Raw genomic sequence first — 21,800 nt, forward strand, 5'->3', positions numbered from 1 at the left:
CGCCACCGCGGTCAGGGTGCGCCGAGCAGCCGGTACGACAACCGACGCGTGAAACCGTGCCGCCGCCCCACCTCACGCGAAAGGAGCGTCATCCGTTCGATCACGCGGTTGTTCCGCAGCGCGCCCGCGTCCAGCACGCGGAACGGAAGCGGCGCGAGCAACGCCCGCACCGCCGCGCGGGCGCGCTCGTCGTCGGACGTGACGAGCACGTCCGATTCGCCACCCTCGAAGTGCGGCGCGTCGAACACCGCGACGAAGGTGTTCTTGAACGCGCCCACCACGCGTGAGCGAGGCAGCAGACGTTGAAGTTCCTCCGCGGCGGACGTGTCGAACCCCAGGGTGAAATCCTCGAAATCCTGGGTGAACGGGTTGGCGATGTCCACCACGATCCTGCCCACGAGCAGATCCGCATGTTCGCGTGCGAACGCCGCGAGGTGACGGTGCCACAACGCCAGGATCACCACGTCCGCGTCGAGCGCCCGCGCGAGCTCGGCCACGCCGACCTGACCGCTCAGGCCGAGCGCCTCGACGCGCCGTTCGGTGACGCGCACGTCCCGGCCGGTCCAGCGGACCTGATGATGCGGGGCGAGTGCGCGGACGAGCGCGCCACCCATGTCTCCGGTGCCGACGACGGTCACGTTCATGTCCTACCTCCTCGGCCGACGGGCCGTGACCGCAGCGTAGGATCACCCCGGGCGTCATCGGGAATGTCGATGCCGAGCATCGGTGCGGCGCATCCCTCGCCGGCGCGGTTGCCTCCGACTCGCGGGCCCGGTACCCTTCAGGCATGGATGCCCGTGTCGATCTGCGGCAGGTGCGGATGTTCCTCGCCGTGCACCGGCACGGCAGCTTCACCCGCGCCGCCCGCGAGCTCGACGTGGCGCAGAGCACCATGTCGAACGCGGTGCTGGAGTTCGAACGCGCCCTCGGGCACAAGCTCTTCACGCGTGAACCGCGAGGGGTTCGTCTCACGGCCGTCGGGGAAGCGATCCTGGAGTTCGCGGCGCGACTCGCGGCGACCGAGGAGGAGCTCCTGGACGCCGCGCGCACCTTCGACGCCCGGCGAGCATCCCGCCTGACGCTCGCGACGAACGAGTCGGTCAGCTCGTACCTCATCCCGGACGTCACCGCGCGGCTCCTTCGGGACCTGCCGCACGTGACGCTCGACGTGCGCCTCGGGCTGTGCCCGGCCATCCGTGAGCAGGTCCTGACGGGGCACGTGGACGTCGCGGTGCTCGTCGAGCCCGCCCGTCCCGAGGACACCCGTGAAGGCGCGCGGATTCTCGGGGAGACGCCGCTCGTGCTGTGCGTGCACCCGCGACATCCGCTCGTGGGGCGGCGGGTGCGGCTGGATGACCTGTGGGGTCGCGTGGTGACGATGACGTACACCGCCGGGACGTACGCGCGGCTGCTCGGCGGCGCGTTCCTCGCGGCGGGCCTGCCGGAGGCGCCGACGCGGGCGCTCGGCAGCATCGAGGCGGTCAAGCGGCATGTCCTGAGGGACGAGGACGCCCTGGCGTTGCTGCCGGCGTTCGTCGTGAAGGACGAGGTGCGCGCCGGGACGCTGGTCGCGTTGACGCTCGAGCGGCCCCTGCCGTCCGTGCAGCTCAAGCTGCTCCGCGCGCCGGGGAGCGCCGCGAGTGCAGGTCAGGAGGTGCTGCTGGGCACGTTGCGGCGAGCGTTGAGCGAGCTCCCGTCGCAGGAGGTGCAGGGATGAGGGGCCGCAGCGTACGTCCCGGGAGGAGGCGCCGCTCGTTCGCCCTCACCGCTCGCGGCGTGTGACGAGCGGCCTGACGCGACGCTCCTCGCTCCTCCCCCTTGACTCTGACGCAGGTGTCAGGGTTTACCTTGAGGGCATGGAGAAGCTGCGCATCGGACAGGTCTCGACCGCGACGGGCGTCAGCGTCCGCGCCATCCGTCACTACGACCAGCTCGGGCTCCTCAGCGCCACGCGTGAGGACAACCGGTACCGCGTCTTCCACGCCACCGACGTCGACCGCGTCCGCCTCATCCAGCTGTTCCTCAGCGTCGGCTTCACCCTCGACGAGATCGGGCGCTGGGCGCCGTGCTTCCAGGACGACCCGACGAGCTCGGGCGCGACCGTCGAGGACCTCCGCGCGTTCTACACCCGCAAGATCGCGGACGTCACGAACCGGATCGACGCGATGACCCTGCTCAGAGGCAAACTCACCGCGCAACTGCGCGCGCTCGACGAGCGGGCCGGGCAAGGTGAGGACGCGCTTCTCCTTCCGCACTTCTGACGGCCTCCCGCCTCTCCCCTCACCTACCCTCGCGTGGCGTGAGCGGCCCCCTCATGGAGAACATCATGCGACTGACCCTCGTCCGGAACGCCACCCTGCGTCTCACGTACGCCGACCGCGTTCTGCTCGTCGATCCGTTCCTCGCGCCGAGGCACAGTCAGCCCAGCCTCGCCGGCGTCAGCCTCAACCCCACCGTGGACCTGCCCGTCCCCGAGGACGACGTCACGCGGGGCGCCGAGCTGGTCTGGGTGTCGCACCTGCACCGGGATCACCTCGACCTCGACCCCGTCCGCCTCCCGACGAACCTCAGGCTGCTCGCGCAGCCCGGTGACGTGGGCGCCCTCAGGACGGCAGGCTTCACGGACGTCACGCCGCTGGAGCGTGAGGAGACCTGGAACGGCATTCACCTCACCCGCACCACCGGCACGCACGGCACCGGACCGGTCGGAGAGGCGATGGGGCAGGTGAGCGGCCTCGTGCTGCGCGCCGAGGGGGAACCCACCGTGTACCTCGCGGGCGACACCCTCCTCACCGACGACGTGCGCGAGGTCCTCGCCCGGCACCGACCGGACGTGATCGTCACGCACTCGGGCGGCGCGGTGATCGCGGGCACCCTGATCATCATGGACGCCGAGCAGACCGTCACGCTCGCCCGGGAAGCGCGTGACGCGACGATCGTCGCGGTGCACCTCGAAGCGTACGATCACATGACCGTCACCCGCGACGCGTTGAACGCCGCGATCACCAGGGCCGACCTCTCGGAGCGGGTGCTCGTCCCGAACGACGGGGAGACGGTCGCCTTCGAGCGGCCCGTTCCCACTCGCTGAAGTCGCGACGGGGCTCCTCCTCTCGACAAGGAGAGGGCAAGGCTCTGGTGCCGCGCCTCCGTGACGAGGCGCGGCACGTCCGGGTGTCACGGTGACGTCACGAGCCGCGTGGCAAGGTGCTCGGCATGTTCACGACGATCCGTCACGCCGTGCCCGGTCTGCTGCTCCTGACCTCCCTGAGCTTCGCCGAGGTCACGCCCACCTCCGCCATGACGCCCGCCGAGGACCTGCTGCTCAGAACCCTCGGCACGCCCGGCGCGCCCCCGGCCACCGTCACGGTCGGCGTGCTGCCACGCGACCTGACCGTACCGCTGCCCCTGCCCACCTCGCTGCGCGTCGCGGGCAGCGTCACCCGGACGGAACCGGACGGCCACCCGATCACCTGGGTGTACCTCAGCGCGCGCGATTCCGCACCCGACACGCTCCGCGCGCTCCGCGCCGCGCTGGACCGCGCCGGATGGCACGACGTCAAGGTCGCGGGGGCGCCGCGGTGGGGGTTCCAGTCGTCCTCCCTGCCGCTCGACGCGACCTTCCACTTCCAGGAGCGAGGCGCGCGGCTCTTCGTGCGGCTCGACCCCCGACCTCACGGGACCGACCTCACCTTCGAGCTGACCTTCCCGGAGGTGCTGCCCGTCCCGAACGCCGCCCCCGCGCGGGATCCGGGCGTGGTGCTTCCGGCGCTCGTCCCTCCCGAGGGCGTCACCGTCGACGCGACGATCGGTCCGGTGACGCCCTCGTCGAGCTCCACGACCGCGACGCTGAAGTCCGGCCTGTCCCTCGACGTGATCGAACGGCACTACGCGGCGCAGCTCACCTCGCACGGCTGGCAGCAGCTCCACCGACGGACGAGCGGGGGAGTCGTCGCGTCGTGGTGGGTGCGGCGCGCGGACCGCGACGAGCAGCACGCGGTGCTGAGCGTCGCCGCGGGGGCCGGGCTGGGCGTGACCGAGCTCAACCTCACCACGTCCGCCGTACGACCGTTCGAGCGTCGCTGAGCCCCGCGGGTCAGGGCGGGCCGATGACGCACGTCCACCCGACGCACCCGGTCAGGAGCGCGCGGCCGACGGTCGGACCTTCAGGTGTCCTCCTGAAGTCGGGTGATCCAGGGATGCCCGGGGTGGCGACGCGCGAGCACCTGCGCCAGCCACGCGCGCGCCTCGTCGTCGAGGAGGGGAAGCGTCCGTTCGAAGTCCTGGGCGTCCTTGCCGCGCGGCGCGGCGCCGTGGAAGCTGCTCTTGAACAGCAGGACGAGTTCCGGCGCGAGGTACGGCACGCCGAGCGGACCGACCCGGCGCGCGAGGGCCGCGTCGCGCGTCACGGTGGGGTCACGTCGGAACCGCCACGGCTCTCCCGGCACGCCGCCCAGCGCGCCTTCGCCGAGCAGGACATCCACGAACCGCCTTCCTTGGCGGGCGTGCACCTGCATGATCGGCGCCTCCAGCGTCTCACCGGGCGTCCAGGGCCGGTACCGGCCCTCGTCGACGACGTCCAGACGCCAGCCTCGCCCGTGCAGATGCCCGAGCAGCGCCGACTGATCCGCGCGGCTGACGGAGACGTCGAGGTCACGATGCGCCCGCTGCACCTCACCGGCGTGCAGATCGACCGCCCAGCCGCTCGTCACGACCCACGGGGCGGGCAGGTCCGCGAGGTCACGGGCGAGGTCCGTCACGGGCGTCCACCCGACCTTCCGGACGTACCAGTCGTGCGCGCGAACGTCGAGTTCGTCGAACAGCACCTTCCGGTGAGGTGAGGTCAGCGCGGCCTCGTACGCGGCGCGGCCCCCGGGATCCGCGAGGACGTGGTCGCGGGTGATGACGCGCGCGAACCACCGGTCCCCCTCCGGATCGAAGAAGTGCAGCCGCACCCGTCGGTCCGGGCGGTCGTACGTCACGACGCCTTCGTGCGGGTCTCCCCTGCCGTACCCGAGCGCGCCGAGGGCCGCGTCCTGCGCGGGCGTGGGAGGCCAGGGGTACAGGTCGAAGGCGAGGTCGAGGATTCCGGAGTGCCGCGCGCCCGGCACGGCTTCACTGCCGATGACGTCGGCTTCCCAGACGGGTCCTCCGGTCAGGACGGTCCCTCCGACCGCGTGAATGACCCGTTCGAGTTCGAGCTCGACGTGGGCGTCGTTCGGTTCGCTTGACGTGGGAATGGTGTTCATGGCGACTCCTGAGGTGAGGGCGCGTGCAGCGCGTGAGGGTCGGGCACGCGGCCGGACGTGCGGTGGTCGTGCGGCGCTCTTCGTGTCGATACCCAAGGGAAGCGTGACGGGCGGAAGCGGATGCCATCAGGCTACCGACGACCGGTGACGTGACCGTGACACGCTCGGAGCGGGCTGGGCCGGGGTGCGCGACGAGCGGGTCATGGAGGTCCGGCGCTGCTTCTCATGGCCCGTCAGGCGACGTCCCCAACACTACCTTCATGAAGCGACTCCTGCTGGTCCTGCTGACCCTCGGCACCGCCTCCGCCTCGCAACTGCGCATCTACCCCGCCTTCAGCGAGGTCCGCGACCCCGTCCGCGTCACCACCACCACCTTCACCCTCGACCTGCCCGACAGCGTCTACGGTCAGGTTGTTCCCGGCACCCTCGACCTCGAAGGCCTCACCGTCCGCGCCGCGCAGCAGCGCGCCCGCGCCTCCTGGCTCGCCACCCGGGAAGGCCAGACCGTCACCCTCCTCGAGGACGGCCGCCCCCCCCAGCGCGTCACCCTGGTGCGCGCCTCCGACCTCACCATCCGCGACGCCGACGGCCGCTACCGCAACGTCCGCTTCGAACAGCTCGCCTTCGACACGCTGCCCCCCGAGAACGCGGGCGCGCGCTCGCAGCAGCTCAGCTTCGACGTGGCCGCGCCGGGCGACGCCACCCTGAGCTACCTCACCCGCGCGGTGACGTGGGCGCCGCGCTACACCCTGCGCCTGAGCGGCACGTCGGCGACGCTGTCGGGCCTGGCGGACCTGAGGAACAACAGCGACGTGGCGTACGAGGTCACGGCGGGCGAACTGATCGCCGGGGACGTCAACCTCGTCCAGGGCCCGCCCCTGCCCTTCGACGGGGCCGCCAAGGGCGGGGTGGCCATGCCGACCGCCGCGCCCGCGCCCGCGATCAGCCCGCAGGGGGAGAGCCGTGGGCTGTACCGGTACGCGCTGACCCAGACGTTCACGCTGCCCGCCGCGTCCACCCTCACGCTGCCCTTCCTCGACCCCAAGGTGAGCTTCGAACGCTACGCGGGCCTCACCACCGGCTTCAACACGACCGGCACGACCGGGAAGCTGGAGCGCAACTACCGCGTGCGGGCGGACACGCTGCTCCCGGCGGGCGCGGTGACCGTCCGCGACGAGGGCCGCATCGTCGGTCAGGCGGTCATCAACGACACGAGCGCGAACGAGCCGATCGAGCTGGACCTGGGCCGTGATCCCGACGTGGGGTACACGCGGAGCGTGCAGGTGGTGCGTCAGGACAAGACGAGCACGGTGTACCGGGTGACGCTGACGCTGGAGAACGCCAAGGAGCGCGCGCTGCGGGTGGAGTACCGCGAACTGCTGGGCGGGAACGTGACGGTGCAGGGCGGAGCGGCGCGGACGCCGCAGGGGCTGGAGGTGCGGGTGGACGTGCCCGCGAAGGGCAAGGTCACGCGCTCCTACACCGTCACCTTCCGCACGGGCAGCTGAGCGCCGCGACGTTCATACCGGGTCACACCCGGACGCGCGGACCTCCGCGCGTCCGGGTGTCGTCCTGGCCGTCACGTCAACGCCACACACAGCCCCAGGTCGTACGCGGTGAGCCCCGGAGGCAGCAGCCAGACACACACCTCGATGGGGCACTCCTTGTCCGCCTGCGTGACCCCGACCGAGATGGTCCGGTCCGGCAGCAGCCAGCTCGCTCTTCCCCGAGCGTCCGTCCCGGACTCGATGCCCTCGCTCAGGGCGCCTTCCGCCTCGATGACGAGCTCCCGCACGAGTTCACGTCCCTGCTCCCAGTACCGATCGATGACCGCGTAGGGATCCGCCAGTTCCTCCTCGGTGTAGTCGCCCAGGCCGTAGGTCAACTCCTCGAGGGGCTCGGACTCGTGAAGCGTCACCGTCAGATGATCGACTTCACCGTCCGGCGCGTTGCTGTGCCTGAGGAGAATACCCCCGGGCAGCGTCACACCCGCCTGGGGCACCGCCTCCCAGGTCACGGGCAGCGTACGGAGGGCGGACCACAGGGCCGCGCGGTCAGCAGCAGAAACGACGACGTCGATCATGAACTCACAGCTTACGACGTACCGCACGGACGCCCGTCGGACCGGCTCGACCTCCGGACCAACGCGTCCGGGGAGATCGAGGGGTCAGCCGCGCGAACACCGTCGAGGTGCTCGGGCGAGGTCCGGTGTAATGGGTCCGCGCCCCACGTCCGCTCGCGTGCGCCGCGCCTGCGCGGCGCGCGTCACCGTCACGGGCGACGCGTGAAGGTTCGGGTGCAGACGTCGGCGGGAATCGTCCGTCCGCTCTCGTCGAGGGCGCGTTCCAGCGGAGCGCCGTTGAGGAAGAAGCAGGCCTGCCGCACGTTGGGGAACTGCGTCGCGGTCTCGTTGAGCTGGGTCGTGACGCGTGGCGCGTCGCAGACTCCGTTGAGCTGGAGCGTCCCGGAAAGGTGCACGACGGCGGTGCGACGTCGCGCGTCGAGGGTGATGCGCTCCACGCGAAGTCGACCGCGGCGCAGTGGGTTGATCAGACCCGGGTCGCGGGGTCGGTAGGTGAACAACGTGGTGAGCGCCGTCTTCATCGGAGTGACGCTGCCGGTCGTGAGGGCCACCTCGACGAGGCGGTCACCGCAGCCGAAGGTCGGTCCCGCGGCGGGCACGCCGCTCGGCGCGACGACGAAGATGCTGGGCGGCGCGGGGGCCGCGAGGGCCGTGGACGTGAGGGCGATCGACAGGAACGAAACGCGGCGTGCCGGTCTGGTCTTGGTCATGCTGCGCGCAAGGTAGTCCCGGAGGCTGATCGCAACCTGTCCAGGGTGACGATCGGAGCGGCTGGGGGACGGGGCGCGGCCCGGATGGGATCGCGTTCGCCCTCGATTCATCATGGCGCCGTCGGCGCGCCGGGTCCGCCGCGGCAGCAGGCCACGCCTCCGGGTGTGGCGGGCAGGGCGGGTGCGCTCCTGCTGCACGGGGCCGTGGCGACCCTCACGCGTGGGTGGCAGGTCGCGGACCGTCGACGCTGACCCGGGTGTGCGTCGGTCCCGGTGAAGGTCCGCCGATCGAGAGGAGCGTGATGGTCGACTGGCGCTCGCGGCGCTCGTGCGCCTCGTGTGGACTCCGGGAGCGCGAGGGCGGGGAGGTGAGCCGCGCCGCGCTCGTCGTCCGCTGGCGGTTCTGCCCGTGGACCTGGAGGTTCCGGCCGTTTCGCCTGATCTTCTGAGTTCAGATACCCGGTATCTACACGGACCGAGGGGGGACTCGACGTCGACATCAGATACCCGGTATCTCTTCGGATCGAGGGGGACTCGGCGTCGAAAGTGGTACACCTTTGCTTGTCGGAGGTGGTCCCGCTCCTGTACGATGCCCTCATGTCACAAGAAGGAGCCGCGTCCAGCGTCAAAAGTCGTGACCTTCGCGACGCGCTGGCGGGCATCCTCCGTCAGGTCGAACGTGGCGAACGCGTCGTCATCGAACGCTTCACCAGTCCCGTCGCCGCCCTCGTCCCCATCGAGGACTACCTCACCCTGAGGCGTCTCGACGCGCAACGCCGCCACACCGCCCCCCCACAGGAGAACCGCATGGCCCACCGCATCGTCGTCAGCAACATCTCAGGAGGTGAAGGCAAGACCTCCATCACCCGCGAACTGGCCCTCACCCTCGCCGACCAGGGGTACAAGGTGGCCCTCATCGACAGCGACCCCCAGGCGAGCCTCACCAAAACCCTCGGACTGCACGACCCCACCGAGGACACCCCCGCCGCCGCGCTTCCCGGCCGGCTCGCCACCCACACCATCGCCAGCGTCTTCGACACCGACCCGGACGAGGCGGCGCTGCCCTCACCCCTGCACGTCCACGGCGTCGACATCTGGGTCAGCAACGACGCGCTGTACCAGCTCGACAACAAGATCGCCGGTGACCTCACCCTGATCGGCAACCTGCGAGAGGCGCTCAACCGCGTCGCCGACCGCTACGACTTCATCCTGATCGACACCAAGCCTGGCATCACGCCCCTGCTCAACGCCGCGATGGCCGCCGCCGACCACCTGCTCGTTCCCGTCAGCGGCGACAAGGGACTCGAAAACCTCGACAAGCTCGTCAAGCTCGTCCGGAGCGCCCGCATGTACGCGCCGGGCTTCCAGATTCGCATGCTCATCCCCAACCGCGTCCGCGCCAACACCAACACGTACAAGACCCTGCTCGCCAACCTGCACGACTACAGCCAGCTCGCGCCGCTCTCCAGCCAGATCCGCGACAGCGTCGTCATGATGGACGCGCAACGTGACCGCCGCGCCGTCGTGCACTACCGCCCGAACGCCGAGGTGGCGCAGGACGTCCGCAACGTCACCCGGGACCTGCTCGTGGCCCTCGGGGTCGTTCAGACGAACGATCCGGCCGTGGTGAGCCCGTGAGGAGCCCCGTGAGCCGCGCCGCGCCCAACGTCGCCTCGCTGCTGGACGACCTCAACGACCACGCGGTCAATCAGGTCGCGATCTCCGACATCACCGTGGAGGACGGCTTCAACCCACGCCGACTGCTGGGAGGTCAGGACTTCACGGACGACGCGCTCTCCGCGCTCGCGGAGAACATCCGCACCTACGGCGTGCTGCAACCGCTGCTCGTCCGCCGCAAACGCAGCGTCGTCGTCCTCATCGCCGGTGAGCGGCGCCTGCGCGCCGCGAGGCTCGCGGGCCTGACCAGCGTTCCCGTCGTGTTCCTCGACGTGAACGACGAGCGCGCGTACGAACTCGCCGTCGTCGAGAACGCCCAGCGTCGGGACCTCGACCTCGTCACCGAGACCCTCGTCGGCTTCGACCTGCTCGGCCGCACGCTGGGCCTGAGCGTCCCCGAGGTCGTGAGCTACCTCAACGCCGTTCGCAACGGCGCGCCGGACGAGCGCGGCGCCGAGGCGCTGCTGCGCCGACTGTACGGCACGGGCGTCACCACCTGGGCGTTGCGGCGCGCCGCGATCCTCAAGATGACGTCCGCCGAGCACGACGCCATCCGCCGAGGCGTGATCGACGCGAAGGTCTGCGCCGAACTCGTGCATCTCCCCGACGGCGAGCGCCGCACGCGCCTGCTCGAGCAAGCCGTCACGGACAAGCTCAGCGCGGCGCAGCTGCGTCAACTCGCCCGCGCGCCGCTCACGGCGGGCGTGCCCACCGTCAGGACGCGGCTCGCCCACCTCACCAGGACGCTCCCACGACTCGCCCGGCTCAAGGGCGACAAGGCCCGGCAGGCCGAACGGCTCATCGACGACCTCGAACGGCAGCTGAACGCGTTGCTCGGCGACTGAATCACCTTCGTGCGCAAGCACAGATACCGGGTATCTCGACGTAGATACCCGGTATCTGCCTTCGGCAGGACAGGCGCCTCACCAGCGTGAAACGACCTGATGGCTCGACCGAGGCGGCGCCGCGGGTCAACCAGGAGTGCGGCAACGAGCGGTCCCCGAGGTGAAAAGACCCCTGAACGCCTCGACGCGCCGACGTCACGATTGACCCCACACGGCTTCACGGAAGACGGGGCCGGAGCTCGCAGGGCCCCCGCCCGATCACCCGCGACCGAACCTCGGCACGACGTCTGCACAAACCAGGCCCTGTGCGATGAGAGCTCGTTTCACGCCCCCGGCTGATCGCGTCAGTTCGACCGTCCCAGCGCCCCGGGCCGAGTCATGATGGTCTTCGATGCCTTCCCTGTTCCCGATCCTCGACGGCCACAACGACACCGTTCAGTTCCTCAGCGAGTACCGGGCAGGCGGACGCGACTTCCTCACGCGGTCCGACGACGGTCACCTCGATCTGCCCCGCGCCCGCGCGGGCGGCCTGATCGGCGGGCTGTTCGCGCTCATGGCGCATCCCGAGCGCGCGCCGGAGGACGACCTCACCGTCACCGACGTCGGGTACGAGGTGCGGCTCGCCCTACCCCTCGATCCCAGCGCGGCGCGCGCGCAGATCCTCGCGCAGCTCGGCGCGCTCGAACAGCTCGAACGACGCGCGCAGGGGCAGGTCCGCATCGTCCGCACGGCCGCGGAACTCGACACGCTGACTCACCAGGGGCCCTTCGGGATCATCGTTCACCTCGAAGGGGCCGACGCGATCGACGAGGACCTCGAGGTGCTGTTCGAGTTGCACGCGCGTGGGCTGCGCTCCCTGGGGCTGGTGTGGAGCCGCCCGAATCGATTCGGGCACGGCGTGCCCTTCGCGTACTCACGTTCGCCCGACACGGGGCCCGGCCTCACGCCCGCCGGCGTGGACCTCGTGCGAGCCTGCAACGAGCTCGGCGTGATGATCGACGTGTCGCACCTCAACGAACGCGGCTTCTGGGACGTCGCGCGGCACTCGTCGGCGCCGCTGGTGGCGACGCACAGCAACGCGCACGCGGTGTGCCCCTCGACGCGGAACCTGACGGACGCGCAGCTCGCGGCGGTGCGGGACTCGGGTGGGGTGGTGGGGTTCAACTTCGCCGTGAACGACGTCCGACCCGACGCGCACCTGGAGCCCGACACGGCCCTGGAGGTGCTGGTGCGGCACGTGGAGTACCTCGTGGAGCGTGTCGGCGTGGAGGGCGTGGCGTTCGGGTCGGACTTCGACGGGGCGGTCGTGCCGCGCGTGGTGGGCGACGCGAGCCGCGTACCCGCGCTGCTGGAGGGACTGAGGGAGGCCGGGTACGACGACGCGACGCTGCTGAGGCTGGCGAACGGAAACTGGCGGCGGGTGTTGCGGCAGGCATGGCGAGAAGAGCCGTGAACCGACGTCCAAGGACCCGAGGACCGATGGGTGCCGCTCGCAGGCGGAGGACGTGCCGCTCGATCAGCTCGTGGTGCAGGTGCGCAGCGGCCCCGAACCGGCCCGGCAGGGACGCAGGACGGAGGGGCTGCCGGGGCGCCTGCCAGTCGTGCGGGGCGACGCGGGCATGCTGCGCCTCGCACTGACGGAAGTGCTGGCGCGCACCCTGGACGTCACGCGAGGTGAGGAGCTTCCCATCGTGCAGCTCGGGTGCGAGGAGGACGAGCGGGAGCCGCGGGTGGGGTGCGGGACAACGGGCCGGGCCTGACGCCCGACGAAGCGGAGGCGTTGTTCGACGTGGCCGTGCCGTCCTCGGGCGTGACGGGCAGGCCGGAGCGGGTGAGGTTGCCGAACGTGCGGCGTACCCTCGCGCGGCACGGGGGGCGAGTGTGGGCGGAAGTCGTTCCGGCCGGGGGGAAGGTGGTGCTGGCGTTCCGCCGTGAGGAGTGAGCACGCTGTGCTCAGGGCGGGCACACTCCGGGAACACCTCCCACTCGAACACGGGGACGGCCGTGGGATGACCAGGCGTCGAGGCGACCCGAGCCGTGGCCGGCGACGACGCCGCGACTGACATGAAGCGGGCGCGGTGGAGCTCGCCTGCCGGCCGGCATGACCGCGCGCTGCTCGAACCCCACCTCGACGCCGTACCGCGGGTGCGAAACGGACCTCGGAGGTATCCCAGAAGGTCGACGGGCGCGGCGCGCGGCGGATCGGGGTGCACCTCACGAGACGCGGCGTGAAGTCGAGGGAGCGCCCGGGGCGGCACCGGTGGGTGGAGGAGAGGACGACGCGGGAACGGCGGCGCACCCCACGCCTTCGATTCCTGTGGTGGGCAGTTCGTCCAGGCTGGAATGACGAAGGCGGCGGTCGTGTGTGGACGCTTCTGACGTACGGAGTACGCTGAGGCATGGCCGAACGCACCTCAGGGTTTGATCGCGCCTCCCCACTCACCCGGCAACTCCTCACCCGTGTCCTCCCACCCACGCGGCGCTTCGAGGTGCGGCTCTGGGATGGCGACGTCCTGCCCGCCCCGAACGGCGAGAGGGACGCCGCCCTCATCCTGCGGCGCCCCGACGCGCTCGCGCGGATGTTGCGTCCTCCCGTGGATCTCAACGTCGGTGAGGCGTACATGCGTGGCGACTTCGACATCGACGGGGACCTCCTCGCCGTCTTCGAGGCGGTCGAGCAGCTCGCGCCCCGCCTGGGCGCCGCCGACCTGCTCGCCCTCACCCGCGACCTCGGCGCACTCCGCCGTGAGGTGGAGCGCCGCCCCACGCTCGCCGCGAGGCTGAGGGGCGGACAGCACAGCCCCCGCCGTGATCGGGAGGCCGTGCGGCATCACTACGATGTCAGCAACGCCTTCTACGGGCTCTGGCTGGACGAGCGGATGGTGTACTCCTGCGCGTACTTCCCCCGGGGCGACAAGACCCTCGACGAGGCGCAGACGGCCAAGCTGGACCTGATCTGCCGCAAGTTGCGTCTGCGTGCGGGTGAGCGGCTGCTGGACATCGGCTGTGGCTGGGGTGGGCTGGCGCTGTACGCCGCCGAGCGGTACGGCGTGCGGGTGACGGGCATCACGCTGTCCGAACGTCAGCTCGACGAGGCGAGGCGCCGCGCCGTGGAGCGCGGTCTGGCTCACCTCGTGCGGTTCGAGCTGCTCGACTACCGCGAAGTGACGGGCAGCTTCGACAAGGTCAGCAGCGTCGGCATGGCCGAGCACGTGGGCGCGGCGAAACTGCCCGCGTACTTCCGCGCGGCATGGAACGCCCTTGAGCCGGGCGGGTTGATGCTCAACCACGCCATCTCGCAGGGCCCGGTGACGCTGCGCACCTCGAGGGAAGTGGCGAGCGGGCAGTGCATCCAGCGCTACATCTTCCCGGATGGAGAGATCCTGCCCGTCTGGCAGACTCTGCGGGACGCGGAGGAGGTGGGGTTCGAGGTGCGTGACGTCGAAGACCTGCGTGAGCATTACGCGCTGACCCTGCGGCACTGGCTGTCACGACTCGAAGCGAGGTGGGCAGAGGCGGTGGGGGAGGTGGGCGAGGAACGATTGCGGTTGTGGCGGCTGTACCTGGCGGGCAGCGCCCATCAGTTCGCCTGGGGTCACCTCGCGCTGCACCAGGCGCTGCTGGCCCGTCCGGACGAGCGGGGGCGGGTGGCGTTGCCCGCGACACGCGCCGATCTGTACTCCTGAGGACGGAGGAGGAGGCGCCGGTCGTGACGAGGTGGTGTCCTTTCACGCCGTCACGTCACCCCTCGGGGTCGGTGACGACCGGACCGAAGTCCCGCACGTCACGCGCGCCGACCCTTCGGAGGTGCGCGAGCAGATGATGATGCCGTGGGCTGTCGTGCTCGACGTGCAGCACGAGGACGTAACTTCCCGCGGCGAGGCTCTCGCTGTAGCCCTGCAGCTCGGCCGCCTCGTCGGTCAGGAACTGCGACCAGCGCACCAGACGACCGAACAGGCCGTGGCGCGCCTGTCGCGTCGAGCCAGCGTTCCCCCGCGTCACCGTACAGCACGATGACGTCCTCCTCACGCAATCCCAGCTCCGCCGCTTCGAGCAGCACCTCCCGCAGCACCCGGGGCGTGTCGATCACACTGACCAGGTGATGAGCGAACCAGTACCGGAAGTGACCTTTGTTGAGCTGTACGTCTCGGTTCACCAGCGTCACCTTTCGCGAGGGTCACGAGGGCCTCAGTCGCCTTCGGCTTTCTCCTCGTCGGCAGGGTCGAATCCCGGGGTGCCCCAACCGGTTTCGTTCGGTCCAAGCTCGTCACGGTCCCCTTCCGCCTTCTGCTTGAAGGACGGATCAGGCTCATCACGACGCAGTTCGTCCTGCATGTCGACTTCCTCCTTGCCCTCCACCGATGGCGCGGGCTGTCACGACCACCTCCCCATCGGGGGGACGCGGGTCATCTCGACGGCTTCCGAACGTCACGCCGGTTGCGTGACTTCCTGCCCGAGGAAGTCCAGCAGCGCCGGGTTCGCCTCGTCGGCGTGTGTCCATACGAACGCGTGCGGCCCGTCGATCTCCACCAGTCGCGCGCCAGGCACCAGGGCCGGCAGCCGCCGACCGGTCTTGTCGATCGGCAGGTTCCGGTCGCGTTTGCCCTGCATCACCAGCAGCGGCACGTCGAGCCGGGTCAGGTCCTGACGGTAGTCGTCGATCCAGGTCAGCACGCTTTCCCGCGTCGCGATGGGGGAGGCCACCACCGACATCTGAAAGGTCGCGCGGGCAGCTTCGTCACTGATGCGGGTGCCGCCCAGTTCATCCACGTTGTAGAAGTTGTGGACGAACGCGCCGAGGTACGCGAACCGGTCCGTGGAAATCTGATTCATGATGCCGTCGAACACGTCACGCGGTACCCCTTCGGGGTTGTCGTCCGTCTGCAGCAGGAACGGCTGCACCGGCGCCATCAGCACCACCTTCCGCAGACGCTCGGTGCCGTACAGGCCGACGTACCGGACGACTTCGCAGGTGCCCATCGAGAAGCCCACCAGCAGCACGTCCCGCAATTCCAGCGCGGTCAGCAGCGCGTTGAGGTCCTCCGTGAGGGTCAGGGTGTCGTACCCGACGGCCGGTTGACTGGACAACCCGAACCCTCGACGGTCATAGGTGATCACGCGGTACCCGGCGCTCAGCAGTGGTGGGAGTTGCCGCTCCCAGGACGCGCCGCCCAGCGGAAACCCAGCGACGAGCACCACCGGCTGACCCTGACCGTGGTCTTCGTAGTACAGCTGGATGTCCCCGGAATTTTCCCGACCGACCGTCAGATACGGCATACCCTCACCCCTCCAGGTCCTTCAGGACCGATCGTGTGACGCGAGTCCGGTCAGGACGTCACGAAGGACGGTCCGGACTGTGGGCTCGTGGCCGAATGGATCTGCGCCGGGTCAGCCTGGTGGGCGCGGGCCGCGCCACGGCTGACTTCGCCCGGCCTCCCTCCTCTGAGGGTACGGTGCGCGCAGGCGGGATGACTTGTCATCCCACCAAAGACGGGTCGCTCAGCGTGGAGCGCTCACTCGAAAGAACGAGTTCCCGCGCCGACCGGCTGATCGGACCGTGCGGGGCCGGGGGCGTCATTCGTCTCGTGACAGCAAGCCGCGCGCGCGTGCCTGCGCCACCGCCTGCGTACGGTTCTGAGCGTTGAGTTTGGACAGCACGCTTCGGACGTGACTTTTGACGGTGTGGACGCTGACGTTGAGCAGTCGGGCCGCGTCGGCGTTGGACAGACCACGCGCCAGCAGGGTCAGCGTCTCGAGTTCACGTGCGCTGAGGCCCACCTCGACCCTCCGTTCCTGCTGCACGGACGTTCCCGCGGAACCCGGCGGGGTGGGCATGACCGCGCCGCTCAAGGCGTGGTGCAGGTCACGCAGGTACGACGTGGACACGGACGGTGCGCCCTCCCGCTGCAGGCGGGTGAGCAGCTCGAGCATCGGCGCGCCCTGATCGAGAAAGGGGCGCAGCTGACGCTGCGCTTCTCCACGACGCACCGCCATCGAAAGCGCTTCGAGCGCGGCGCGGGGCTCCTGACGCTGCCCGTACGCGAGCGCCGTGAGCACGTGCACGTCCAGCGCGACCCCGCCCATCTGTTCAAGCAGCGGCTCGCCCTTGAGGCCATCGAGCACCTCCAGCGCGCGGTGCGGCTCCCCGCACACCAGCCACACCCGTGCCCGCGCGACGTCCTCCACCGCGCGCGCGAACCTGGACTCCGGACGGGCGGCGTTGTCCAGGTGCTCCGCCCAGTGCCGCGCGACCAGCACCTGCCCCGCGGCGCACCACAACTTCACCTGCACCGAGGTGATCAGCAGCGTCCGCCTGAACGCGTTGCCCTGCATCACCGGCGACAACTGTTCGAGCGCCAGGTGCGCGGCCGAGTAATCGCCCAGCGCCAACGAGACACACGCCAGCGCGTGGTACCCCATCTCGAGTGTCTGCGTGAACTGACGCTGCTCGGCCAGATGAATGCCCTGCCGCACGGACGTCAGGGCCGCGTCGAGATCGTTCGCTTCGTACAGCAGCAGCGCGAGGATCACCCCCGAGTACCCGTCGGTGTCCAGAATCAACGGCGGCCCACCCACCTCGACGAATTGTTCCAGGGTCGCGTACGCGTCACGTGGACGCCCGTCCCAGTACTGGTACAACGCGCCCGTCACGCCGTACACCAGCGCCACCTTGTGCTGCCCTCCCTGCTCCGCCGACGTCGCTGCCTCCAACGTCAGGTCACTCGCCTGCCGCAACCGCCCGTCGATCAACGCGGCGACGCTCAAGGCGCCAAACGCCAGAAAACGACCGGGGTCAGCGTCATCCCGCAAGGTCTGCAACGCGTGTTCCGCGAGCTCCCTGGCGCGTGGACCGTCACCCGACAGGCCCGCCACGGTCGCGCGGTTCGCGGCGAGGATGCCCTGCAGAAACACACGCTGTTCGCGTGGCAGGCCCGGCAGCGTCCGCGTCTCGTCCTGCAGCCGTTGGTGCAGCCCTTCCAGCCACCGGTCGGCCTTGAGATGCTGACTGTTGTACAGCAGCCACGTGATGTACGGCCACCACAAGGTCGGCTGGTCGTACACGAGGTCGGACGGCAGCTGCTTGAACCAGTCGAGCAGGGCGGGCGCGAAGGTGGAATCCATCATCTGCTCGGCCGGAACCGCGGCGAGCAGTTCCACCGCGCGGGTAGGACGGTCCGCCCGCACCGCGTGCGCCACCGCGGCGAACAGATCACCCGACGTGGCGAACCAGTCGCTGGCGCGTGCGTGCAACGCGCGTGGCAACTCCGGACCCCACAGGGCCAGCCGACTGAGCAAGGCCTCACGAAACAAGGTGTGCAGCCGGAACCACGTGCGGCCCTGGTCAAGGGCGACCAGGAACAGTTGGCGCTGCTCCGCGCCGAGCAGCATCAATTGACTGTCCGACCGTTCGAGCACCGCGTCACACAGGGAGGCGTTGAGCCGTTCGAGCACGGACGTGCGCAGCAGAAACTGCTGCATCTCCTCCGGTTGTCGGCGCAGCACCTCATCCATCAGGTAATCCAGCACGAACCGTTGCGTGCCCCGAAGTTCGTTCAGCAGCGTCTGCTCTTCACGATCGTTCTGCAAGGACAACGCCAGCAGTTGCAGTCCCACCAGCCAGCCTTCGGCACGGTCGTTGAGTTCACGGGCCAGGTCTTGCGGCAAGGCGCGGCCCGCGACTTCATCGAGAAACACGCGAGCTTCGGCCAGAGTGCAGCGCAGATCATCCGGACCGAGGTCGCTCACCTGTCGATGCGCGCGAAGACGCGCGAGCGCGATGCCTGGTTCCGACCGGCTGAGGAGCGTCACGTGCAACGCCTCCGGCAGGTGCTCCAGCAGATACATCAACGCGCGTCCGATCACCGGGTCCGTCACATGATGAAAGTCATCCAGGATCAGCACGACACGTCGCTCTTGCGTGTGCAAGGTGTCGATCAGCATGGACAGGATCTCTTCCAGAGGCGGTGACGAGGGGGACGTCAGCGCCGCCAGCGCCGTTTCGGCGCAGCCCGGCACGCTTTTGTCGAGCGCGGTGAGCACGTACCTCCAGAACCGCAAGGGCACGTTGTCATCCGCTTCCAGTGACACCCACGCGACTCGCGGCGCGTCCGCCGCGTCCGCGAGCTGAAACGACACCCAGGCCGCGACCAGCGTCGTCTTGCCAAATCCGGGCGGCGCGGCCACCAGCGTCAGCTTCTTCCGCAGGCCCCGCGCGAGCATGTCGTACAACCGTGGCCGCTCCAGGATCGGTTGTGTGACCCTCGGCACCCTGAGCTTGAAGGCCAGGGGATGCACCCGCTCGAACATAACGCCCTCCCAGGCAGCGCTCTGACGAGCCCGCGTATCGAGTGGCCGACCAGGTCGACGTGAGGACCGTCAGGAACAGTGACGCGGCGCCGACATCAGGATGTCAGGCACTCCGTGTCTCGCTCGTCCGGAAAGAAAACGACCGCTGGGCGCCGGGTGAGTGAGAGGAGTGTACTGCGAAACGCACGTGGAAATGCTTCCTCACCTCTACTTCTGACAGGAACCCAATCACATCAACATGTGCGCTTCCCTTCACCACGCTGTAATTCCTCAATCATGCCAAACAGGAATAAACAACAGCTTAAGCCATGAATCCGCTCACCACCGCCGGAAAGGACTACAACCCTGACGCGCCGAATGTGGTTCGGCGCGTCGGCACGAGACTTCACCTCAGGACGAACGACCACCAGGACCGCACCGGCACCCTCACTCCTCGAGAGGACCATTCATCAAGTCCGCATTCACTCTTTGGCAGGATGACAAGTCATCCCAACAAACCTCAGGATGACCCCACGGGACGCGGAGACGCGCTCATCAGGCGGCCCCAAACCGAACATCGAAAGCCGCTGGAGGACCGACATGAACGTCAGACCTTCACAGAACGCGCCGCCCGGTCACCCCATGACCGACCCGGGTCATCACCGCAGGCTCCACGCGCCGCCACGCCCTCACCGTTCGCCCGTTTCCCGTAAAGGAGCGCCACATGACCGCAGGTCCGCAAGTGCCCGTCCCGGGATACGCCAACGCCAACATCCTCGAACCCGTCACCCAACACTTCGTGGACGCCCTCGCCGCGGCGGGAGGCCCGCCCCTGTACACCCTCACCCCGCACGACGCCCGCGAAACGCTTCGCGCGGCCCAGCAGGGCACCATCGGCCCCGACGCGGACGTGGAAGACCGCGTCATTCCCGGCGGGGACGTCGGCGACGTCAGCGTCCGCGTGGTGCGTCCCAAAGGCGTGCGGGAACTCCTGCCCACCGTGGTGTACCTGCACGGTGGCGGCTGGATCCTCGGGGACAAGGACACCCACGACCGCCTGATCCGTGACCTCGCCACGCAATCCGGCGCCGCGATCGTCTTCGTCAACTACACCCCATCACCCGAAGCGCGCTTTCCCACCGCTCTCGAGCAGGGCTACGCCGCCGCGCGGTGGGTGACGCGGCACGGTCACGACGCCCGGCTCGACAGCACCCGCCTCGCCGTCGCCGGTGACAGCGTCGGTGGGAACCTGACCGCCGCGCTCGCCCTGATGGCCAAGCAGCGCGGAGACGTCAGCTTCAGGATGCAACTTATGTTCTACCCCGTCACCGACGCGAACGACCAGACGGCCTCCTACGAGACCTTCGCGGACGGTCCCTGGCTGACCCGGCGCGCCATGCAGTGGTTCTGGGATTCCTACGCACCCAACGAAACGGACCGCGCGAACATCCTCGCTTCACCCCTTCGCGCCACCACCGAGGACCTGACCGGCCTGCCCGAAGCGCTGCTGCTGGTCGATGAAAACGACCCACTTCGCGACGAAGGCGAAGCGTACGCACGCAAACTCGCCGCAGCCGGCGTCCGCACCACCATGCTGCGCTATCTCGGCACCATCCACGACTTCATGATGCTCAACGCCCTCAAGGACACCCCCGCCACGCGGGAAGCCGTCCGGCAAGCCAGCGCCGCGCTTCAGCGCGCGTTCGACACCCCCTGACGCGGTCAGCACCTCACCGGAACGCACCCGCCCCACCCGACCGGACAGCCGACCCCACGCACGCACGTCACATCTGCGAACAGGGGCGAACCTCTGCTGTACGGGCGCGATAGACGCCGCGCTCCGACACCACGTACCCTCCAGCCGACGACCAAGCACACCGGACCGTGAAACGTGACCGGCTCAAGACCCGAACGGCAGCGCGTCAATTGACGGAAAGGACCGCTCGATGAAGATCCGACAACTGCGCAGCGTCATCGTGCTGGCCGACGTGTTGAACTTCACCAAGGCGGCCGAACGTTGCAACCTGGGACAACCCGCGTTCAGCCGTCTCGTGGCCGAGCTCGAAGACGAACTGCACACACGGCTGTTCCACCGGGACAAACGGCACGTCACCCTCACCCCGGAAGGCGCCGAGTTCATCGCGGCCGCCCGGGCCGCCCTCCACGAACTCGACAACGGCGTCAAGCGACTTCACGCCAAACGCCCCCTGCCCGAATTTCGTGTCGCTCTGGAGGAATCCGCCTACGGCACCCTGGTCGTCGAACTGCTGCGCGCCTTCCGGCGGCGGTACCCGAACGTCCGCGTCCTCCCCCAGAGCGTTCACGCCGAACACGGCCGCGCCGCCCTGCTGACGGGACAGGTGGACCTGAGCGTCACGACACTCCCGGCGAACCTCACGGACCTGCACGTCGCCTCGCTCGTCACCGAACCGCTGACCGTCCTCGTCGCACGCGACCATCGTCTCGCCGCTCAAGACGTGATCTCCACCGAGGACCTCGCCGGGGAAACCCTGCTCGCGATCCACACGGAACACGTGGACGGTCTGCTGCCGCACCTCGCGCGCGCGGCCCGCGCGGCCCACCCGGACGCCCGCATTCGGTGGCTCGGGCAGCGCGAGCCCACCCCAGGCGTCCACGACATCCGGCGTCTCGTCGCGTCCGGGCTTGGCCTGCACCTGAACGTCGGCTCCGCGCACCCCCTGCCAGGAAAGGTGGTGCTGCGGCCGCTCACCGGCCTTGACATGCACGTCGAACTCGTCGCCGTGTGGCATCTGCACAGCCCCAACGTCGACCGCTTCCTCGACCTCGTGACCGCCGTGCGCACCGACCCGCCCGGGCACGAGAACACCGCCGCGTCCCCACCCCGCTTCCACGATCGACCCGTCACGTACCCCACGCGAGCATGACCGAGGCGCGCGCCCGTCACAACCCCAACCGCACCCGAGACGACGGC

21 protein-coding genes are annotated in these 21,800 nt (G+C 69.5%); 13 read left to right on the top strand and 8 right to left on the bottom strand.

Features of this window, described 5'->3' with window-relative positions:
* Positions 1 to 11: 11 nt before the first annotated feature.
* Positions 12 to 644 (bottom strand): NADPH-dependent F420 reductase, encoded by a 633-nt coding sequence (locus tag DEIPI_RS0119750; RefSeq protein ID WP_027482907.1) that lies wholly within the window; start codon positions 642 to 644, stop codon positions 12 to 14.
* A 143-nt stretch (positions 645 to 787) separates the two neighbouring features.
* Between DEIPI_RS0119750 and DEIPI_RS0119755 the strand changes: the two genes are divergently transcribed.
* The 4 genes from DEIPI_RS0119755 to DEIPI_RS0119770 all read left to right on the top strand — a co-directional run bounded on the left by DEIPI_RS0119755 (position 788) and on the right by DEIPI_RS0119770 (position 4,083).
* The gene (locus DEIPI_RS0119755) at positions 788 to 1,717 is read left to right on the top strand and encodes a LysR family transcriptional regulator (RefSeq protein ID WP_084474629.1); all 930 of its coding nucleotides are present in this window, start codon (positions 788 to 790) and stop codon (positions 1,715 to 1,717) included.
* Between the two features lie 139 nt (positions 1,718 to 1,856).
* Positions 1,857 to 2,261, top strand: coding sequence for a MerR family transcriptional regulator (locus tag DEIPI_RS32915; protein WP_045234774.1), 405 nt, complete (start codon positions 1,857 to 1,859; stop codon positions 2,259 to 2,261).
* Positions 2,262 to 2,299: 38 nt separating this feature from the next.
* Complete coding sequence (locus tag DEIPI_RS0119765; RefSeq protein WP_245588611.1) at positions 2,300 to 3,088, top strand: MBL fold metallo-hydrolase; 789 nt, start codon at positions 2,300 to 2,302, stop codon at positions 3,086 to 3,088.
* Between the two features lie 125 nt (positions 3,089 to 3,213).
* Positions 3,214 to 4,083: a hypothetical protein gene (locus tag DEIPI_RS0119770; RefSeq protein ID WP_027482910.1), complete on the top strand. Its 870-nt coding sequence runs from the start codon at positions 3,214 to 3,216 to the stop codon at positions 4,081 to 4,083.
* Between the two features lie 80 nt (positions 4,084 to 4,163).
* On the opposite strand, the gene DEIPI_RS35805 is transcribed toward DEIPI_RS0119770, so the two are convergent.
* On the bottom strand, positions 4,164 to 5,246 hold the full coding sequence (locus DEIPI_RS35805) for a nucleotidyltransferase domain-containing protein (protein WP_052351849.1): 1,083 nt from the start codon (positions 5,244 to 5,246) through the stop codon (positions 4,164 to 4,166).
* Between the two features lie 260 nt (positions 5,247 to 5,506).
* Between DEIPI_RS35805 and DEIPI_RS0119780 the strand changes: the two genes are divergently transcribed.
* Positions 5,507 to 6,754 carry a hypothetical protein gene (locus tag DEIPI_RS0119780; protein WP_027482911.1) on the top strand — a complete coding sequence of 416 codons (1,248 nt, stop codon included), beginning with the start codon at positions 5,507 to 5,509 and terminating at the stop codon, positions 6,752 to 6,754.
* 71 nt (positions 6,755 to 6,825) lie between these two features.
* Here DEIPI_RS0119780 and DEIPI_RS0119785 read toward each other — a convergent pair whose 3' ends face one another.
* The gene (locus DEIPI_RS0119785; RefSeq protein ID WP_157463824.1) at positions 6,826 to 7,329 is read right to left on the bottom strand and encodes a hypothetical protein; all 504 of its coding nucleotides are present in this window, start codon (positions 7,327 to 7,329) and stop codon (positions 6,826 to 6,828) included.
* 188 nt (positions 7,330 to 7,517) lie between these two features.
* Positions 7,518 to 8,039, bottom strand: coding sequence for a GerMN domain-containing protein (locus DEIPI_RS0119790; RefSeq protein WP_027482913.1), 522 nt, complete (start codon positions 8,037 to 8,039; stop codon positions 7,518 to 7,520).
* Between the two features lie 597 nt (positions 8,040 to 8,636).
* Between DEIPI_RS0119790 and DEIPI_RS32925 the strand changes: the two genes are divergently transcribed.
* From DEIPI_RS32925 to DEIPI_RS0119825, 6 genes are all read left to right on the top strand, one after another.
* Complete coding sequence (locus DEIPI_RS32925; protein WP_157463826.1) at positions 8,637 to 9,677, top strand: type II toxin-antitoxin system prevent-host-death family antitoxin; 1,041 nt, start codon at positions 8,637 to 8,639, stop codon at positions 9,675 to 9,677.
* Positions 9,674 to 10,561 (top strand): ParB/RepB/Spo0J family partition protein, encoded by an 888-nt coding sequence (locus DEIPI_RS35810; RefSeq protein ID WP_084474632.1) that lies wholly within the window; start codon positions 9,674 to 9,676, stop codon positions 10,559 to 10,561. The genes DEIPI_RS32925 and DEIPI_RS35810 overlap by 4 nt, the downstream gene beginning before the upstream one ends.
* 391 nt (positions 10,562 to 10,952) lie before the next feature.
* On the top strand, positions 10,953 to 12,014 hold the full coding sequence (locus DEIPI_RS0119810; RefSeq protein WP_027482915.1) for a dipeptidase: 1,062 nt from the start codon (positions 10,953 to 10,955) through the stop codon (positions 12,012 to 12,014).
* A 52-nt stretch (positions 12,015 to 12,066) separates the two neighbouring features.
* Entirely contained in the window at positions 12,067 to 12,321 is a 255-nt protein-coding gene (locus DEIPI_RS0119815) for a hypothetical protein (RefSeq protein ID WP_027482916.1), read from the top strand.
* A gap of 29 nt (positions 12,322 to 12,350) precedes the next feature.
* Positions 12,351 to 12,503 carry a hypothetical protein gene (locus DEIPI_RS0119820; protein WP_342667531.1) on the top strand — a complete coding sequence of 51 codons (153 nt, stop codon included), beginning with the start codon at positions 12,351 to 12,353 and terminating at the stop codon, positions 12,501 to 12,503.
* A gap of 457 nt (positions 12,504 to 12,960) precedes the next feature.
* Entirely contained in the window at positions 12,961 to 14,247 is a 1,287-nt protein-coding gene (locus DEIPI_RS0119825) for an SAM-dependent methyltransferase (protein ID WP_027482918.1), read from the top strand.
* Between the two features lie 55 nt (positions 14,248 to 14,302).
* Here the strand turns inward: DEIPI_RS0119825 and DEIPI_RS0119830 are convergent, their stop codons facing one another.
* The 4 genes from DEIPI_RS0119830 to DEIPI_RS0119845 form a co-directional block, all read right to left on the bottom strand.
* Positions 14,303 to 14,503, bottom strand: coding sequence for a hypothetical protein (locus DEIPI_RS0119830; protein WP_157463828.1), 201 nt, complete (start codon positions 14,501 to 14,503; stop codon positions 14,303 to 14,305).
* 246 nt (positions 14,504 to 14,749) lie between these two features.
* Positions 14,750 to 14,896, bottom strand: coding sequence for a hypothetical protein (locus DEIPI_RS38180; RefSeq protein ID WP_157463829.1), 147 nt, complete (start codon positions 14,894 to 14,896; stop codon positions 14,750 to 14,752).
* Positions 14,897 to 14,989: 93 nt separating this feature from the next.
* Complete coding sequence (locus tag DEIPI_RS0119840; protein ID WP_027482920.1) at positions 14,990 to 15,838, bottom strand: alpha/beta fold hydrolase; 849 nt, start codon at positions 15,836 to 15,838, stop codon at positions 14,990 to 14,992.
* 297 nt (positions 15,839 to 16,135) lie between these two features.
* Positions 16,136 to 18,868 (bottom strand): winged helix-turn-helix domain-containing protein, encoded by a 2,733-nt coding sequence (locus DEIPI_RS0119845; protein ID WP_027482921.1) that lies wholly within the window; start codon positions 18,866 to 18,868, stop codon positions 16,136 to 16,138.
* Between the two features lie 703 nt (positions 18,869 to 19,571).
* Here DEIPI_RS0119845 and DEIPI_RS32935 point away from each other — a divergent pair.
* Both DEIPI_RS32935 and DEIPI_RS0119855 read left to right on the top strand, forming a co-directional pair.
* A complete protein-coding gene (locus DEIPI_RS32935) occupies positions 19,572 to 20,564 on the top strand; it encodes an alpha/beta hydrolase (RefSeq protein WP_045234776.1) in 993 nt (330 codons plus the stop codon).
* A gap of 229 nt (positions 20,565 to 20,793) precedes the next feature.
* A complete protein-coding gene (locus DEIPI_RS0119855) occupies positions 20,794 to 21,753 on the top strand; it encodes a LysR family transcriptional regulator (RefSeq protein ID WP_027482922.1) in 960 nt (319 codons plus the stop codon).
* Positions 21,754 to 21,800 lie beyond the last annotated feature (47 nt).

It is taken from the genome of Deinococcus pimensis DSM 21231, from assembly GCF_000519345.1.
In the GTDB taxonomy this organism is placed as follows: domain Bacteria; phylum Deinococcota; class Deinococci; order Deinococcales; family Deinococcaceae; genus Deinococcus_A; species Deinococcus_A pimensis.

Coding starts and splice junctions, on each gene's coding strand:
- DEIPI_RS0119750 (WP_027482907.1), bottom strand. CDS start 644: ATGAACGTGACCGTCGTCGGCACCGGAGACATGGGTGGCGCGCTCGTC.
- DEIPI_RS0119755 (WP_084474629.1), top strand. CDS start 788: ATGGATGCCCGTGTCGATCTGCGGCAGGTGCGGATGTTCCTCGCCGTG.
- DEIPI_RS32915 (WP_045234774.1), top strand. CDS start 1,857: ATGGAGAAGCTGCGCATCGGACAGGTCTCGACCGCGACGGGCGTCAGC.
- DEIPI_RS0119770 (WP_027482910.1), top strand. CDS start 3,214: ATGTTCACGACGATCCGTCACGCCGTGCCCGGTCTGCTGCTCCTGACC.
- DEIPI_RS35805 (WP_052351849.1), bottom strand. CDS start 5,246: ATGAACACCATTCCCACGTCAAGCGAACCGAACGACGCCCACGTCGAG.
- DEIPI_RS0119780 (WP_027482911.1), top strand. CDS start 5,507: ATGAAGCGACTCCTGCTGGTCCTGCTGACCCTCGGCACCGCCTCCGCC.
- DEIPI_RS0119785 (WP_157463824.1), bottom strand. CDS start 7,329: ATGATCGACGTCGTCGTTTCTGCTGCTGACCGCGCGGCCCTGTGGTCC.
- DEIPI_RS0119790 (WP_027482913.1), bottom strand. CDS start 8,039: ATGACCAAGACCAGACCGGCACGCCGCGTTTCGTTCCTGTCGATCGCC.
- DEIPI_RS32925 (WP_157463826.1), top strand. CDS start 8,637: ATGTCACAAGAAGGAGCCGCGTCCAGCGTCAAAAGTCGTGACCTTCGC.
- DEIPI_RS0119810 (WP_027482915.1), top strand. CDS start 10,953: ATGCCTTCCCTGTTCCCGATCCTCGACGGCCACAACGACACCGTTCAG.
- DEIPI_RS0119825 (WP_027482918.1), top strand. CDS start 12,961: ATGGCCGAACGCACCTCAGGGTTTGATCGCGCCTCCCCACTCACCCGG.
- DEIPI_RS38180 (WP_157463829.1), bottom strand. CDS start 14,896: ATGCAGGACGAACTGCGTCGTGATGAGCCTGATCCGTCCTTCAAGCAG.
- DEIPI_RS0119840 (WP_027482920.1), bottom strand. CDS start 15,838: ATGCCGTATCTGACGGTCGGTCGGGAAAATTCCGGGGACATCCAGCTG.
- DEIPI_RS0119845 (WP_027482921.1), bottom strand. CDS start 18,868: ATGTTCGAGCGGGTGCATCCCCTGGCCTTCAAGCTCAGGGTGCCGAGG.
- DEIPI_RS32935 (WP_045234776.1), top strand. CDS start 19,572: ATGACCGCAGGTCCGCAAGTGCCCGTCCCGGGATACGCCAACGCCAAC.
- DEIPI_RS0119855 (WP_027482922.1), top strand. CDS start 20,794: ATGAAGATCCGACAACTGCGCAGCGTCATCGTGCTGGCCGACGTGTTG.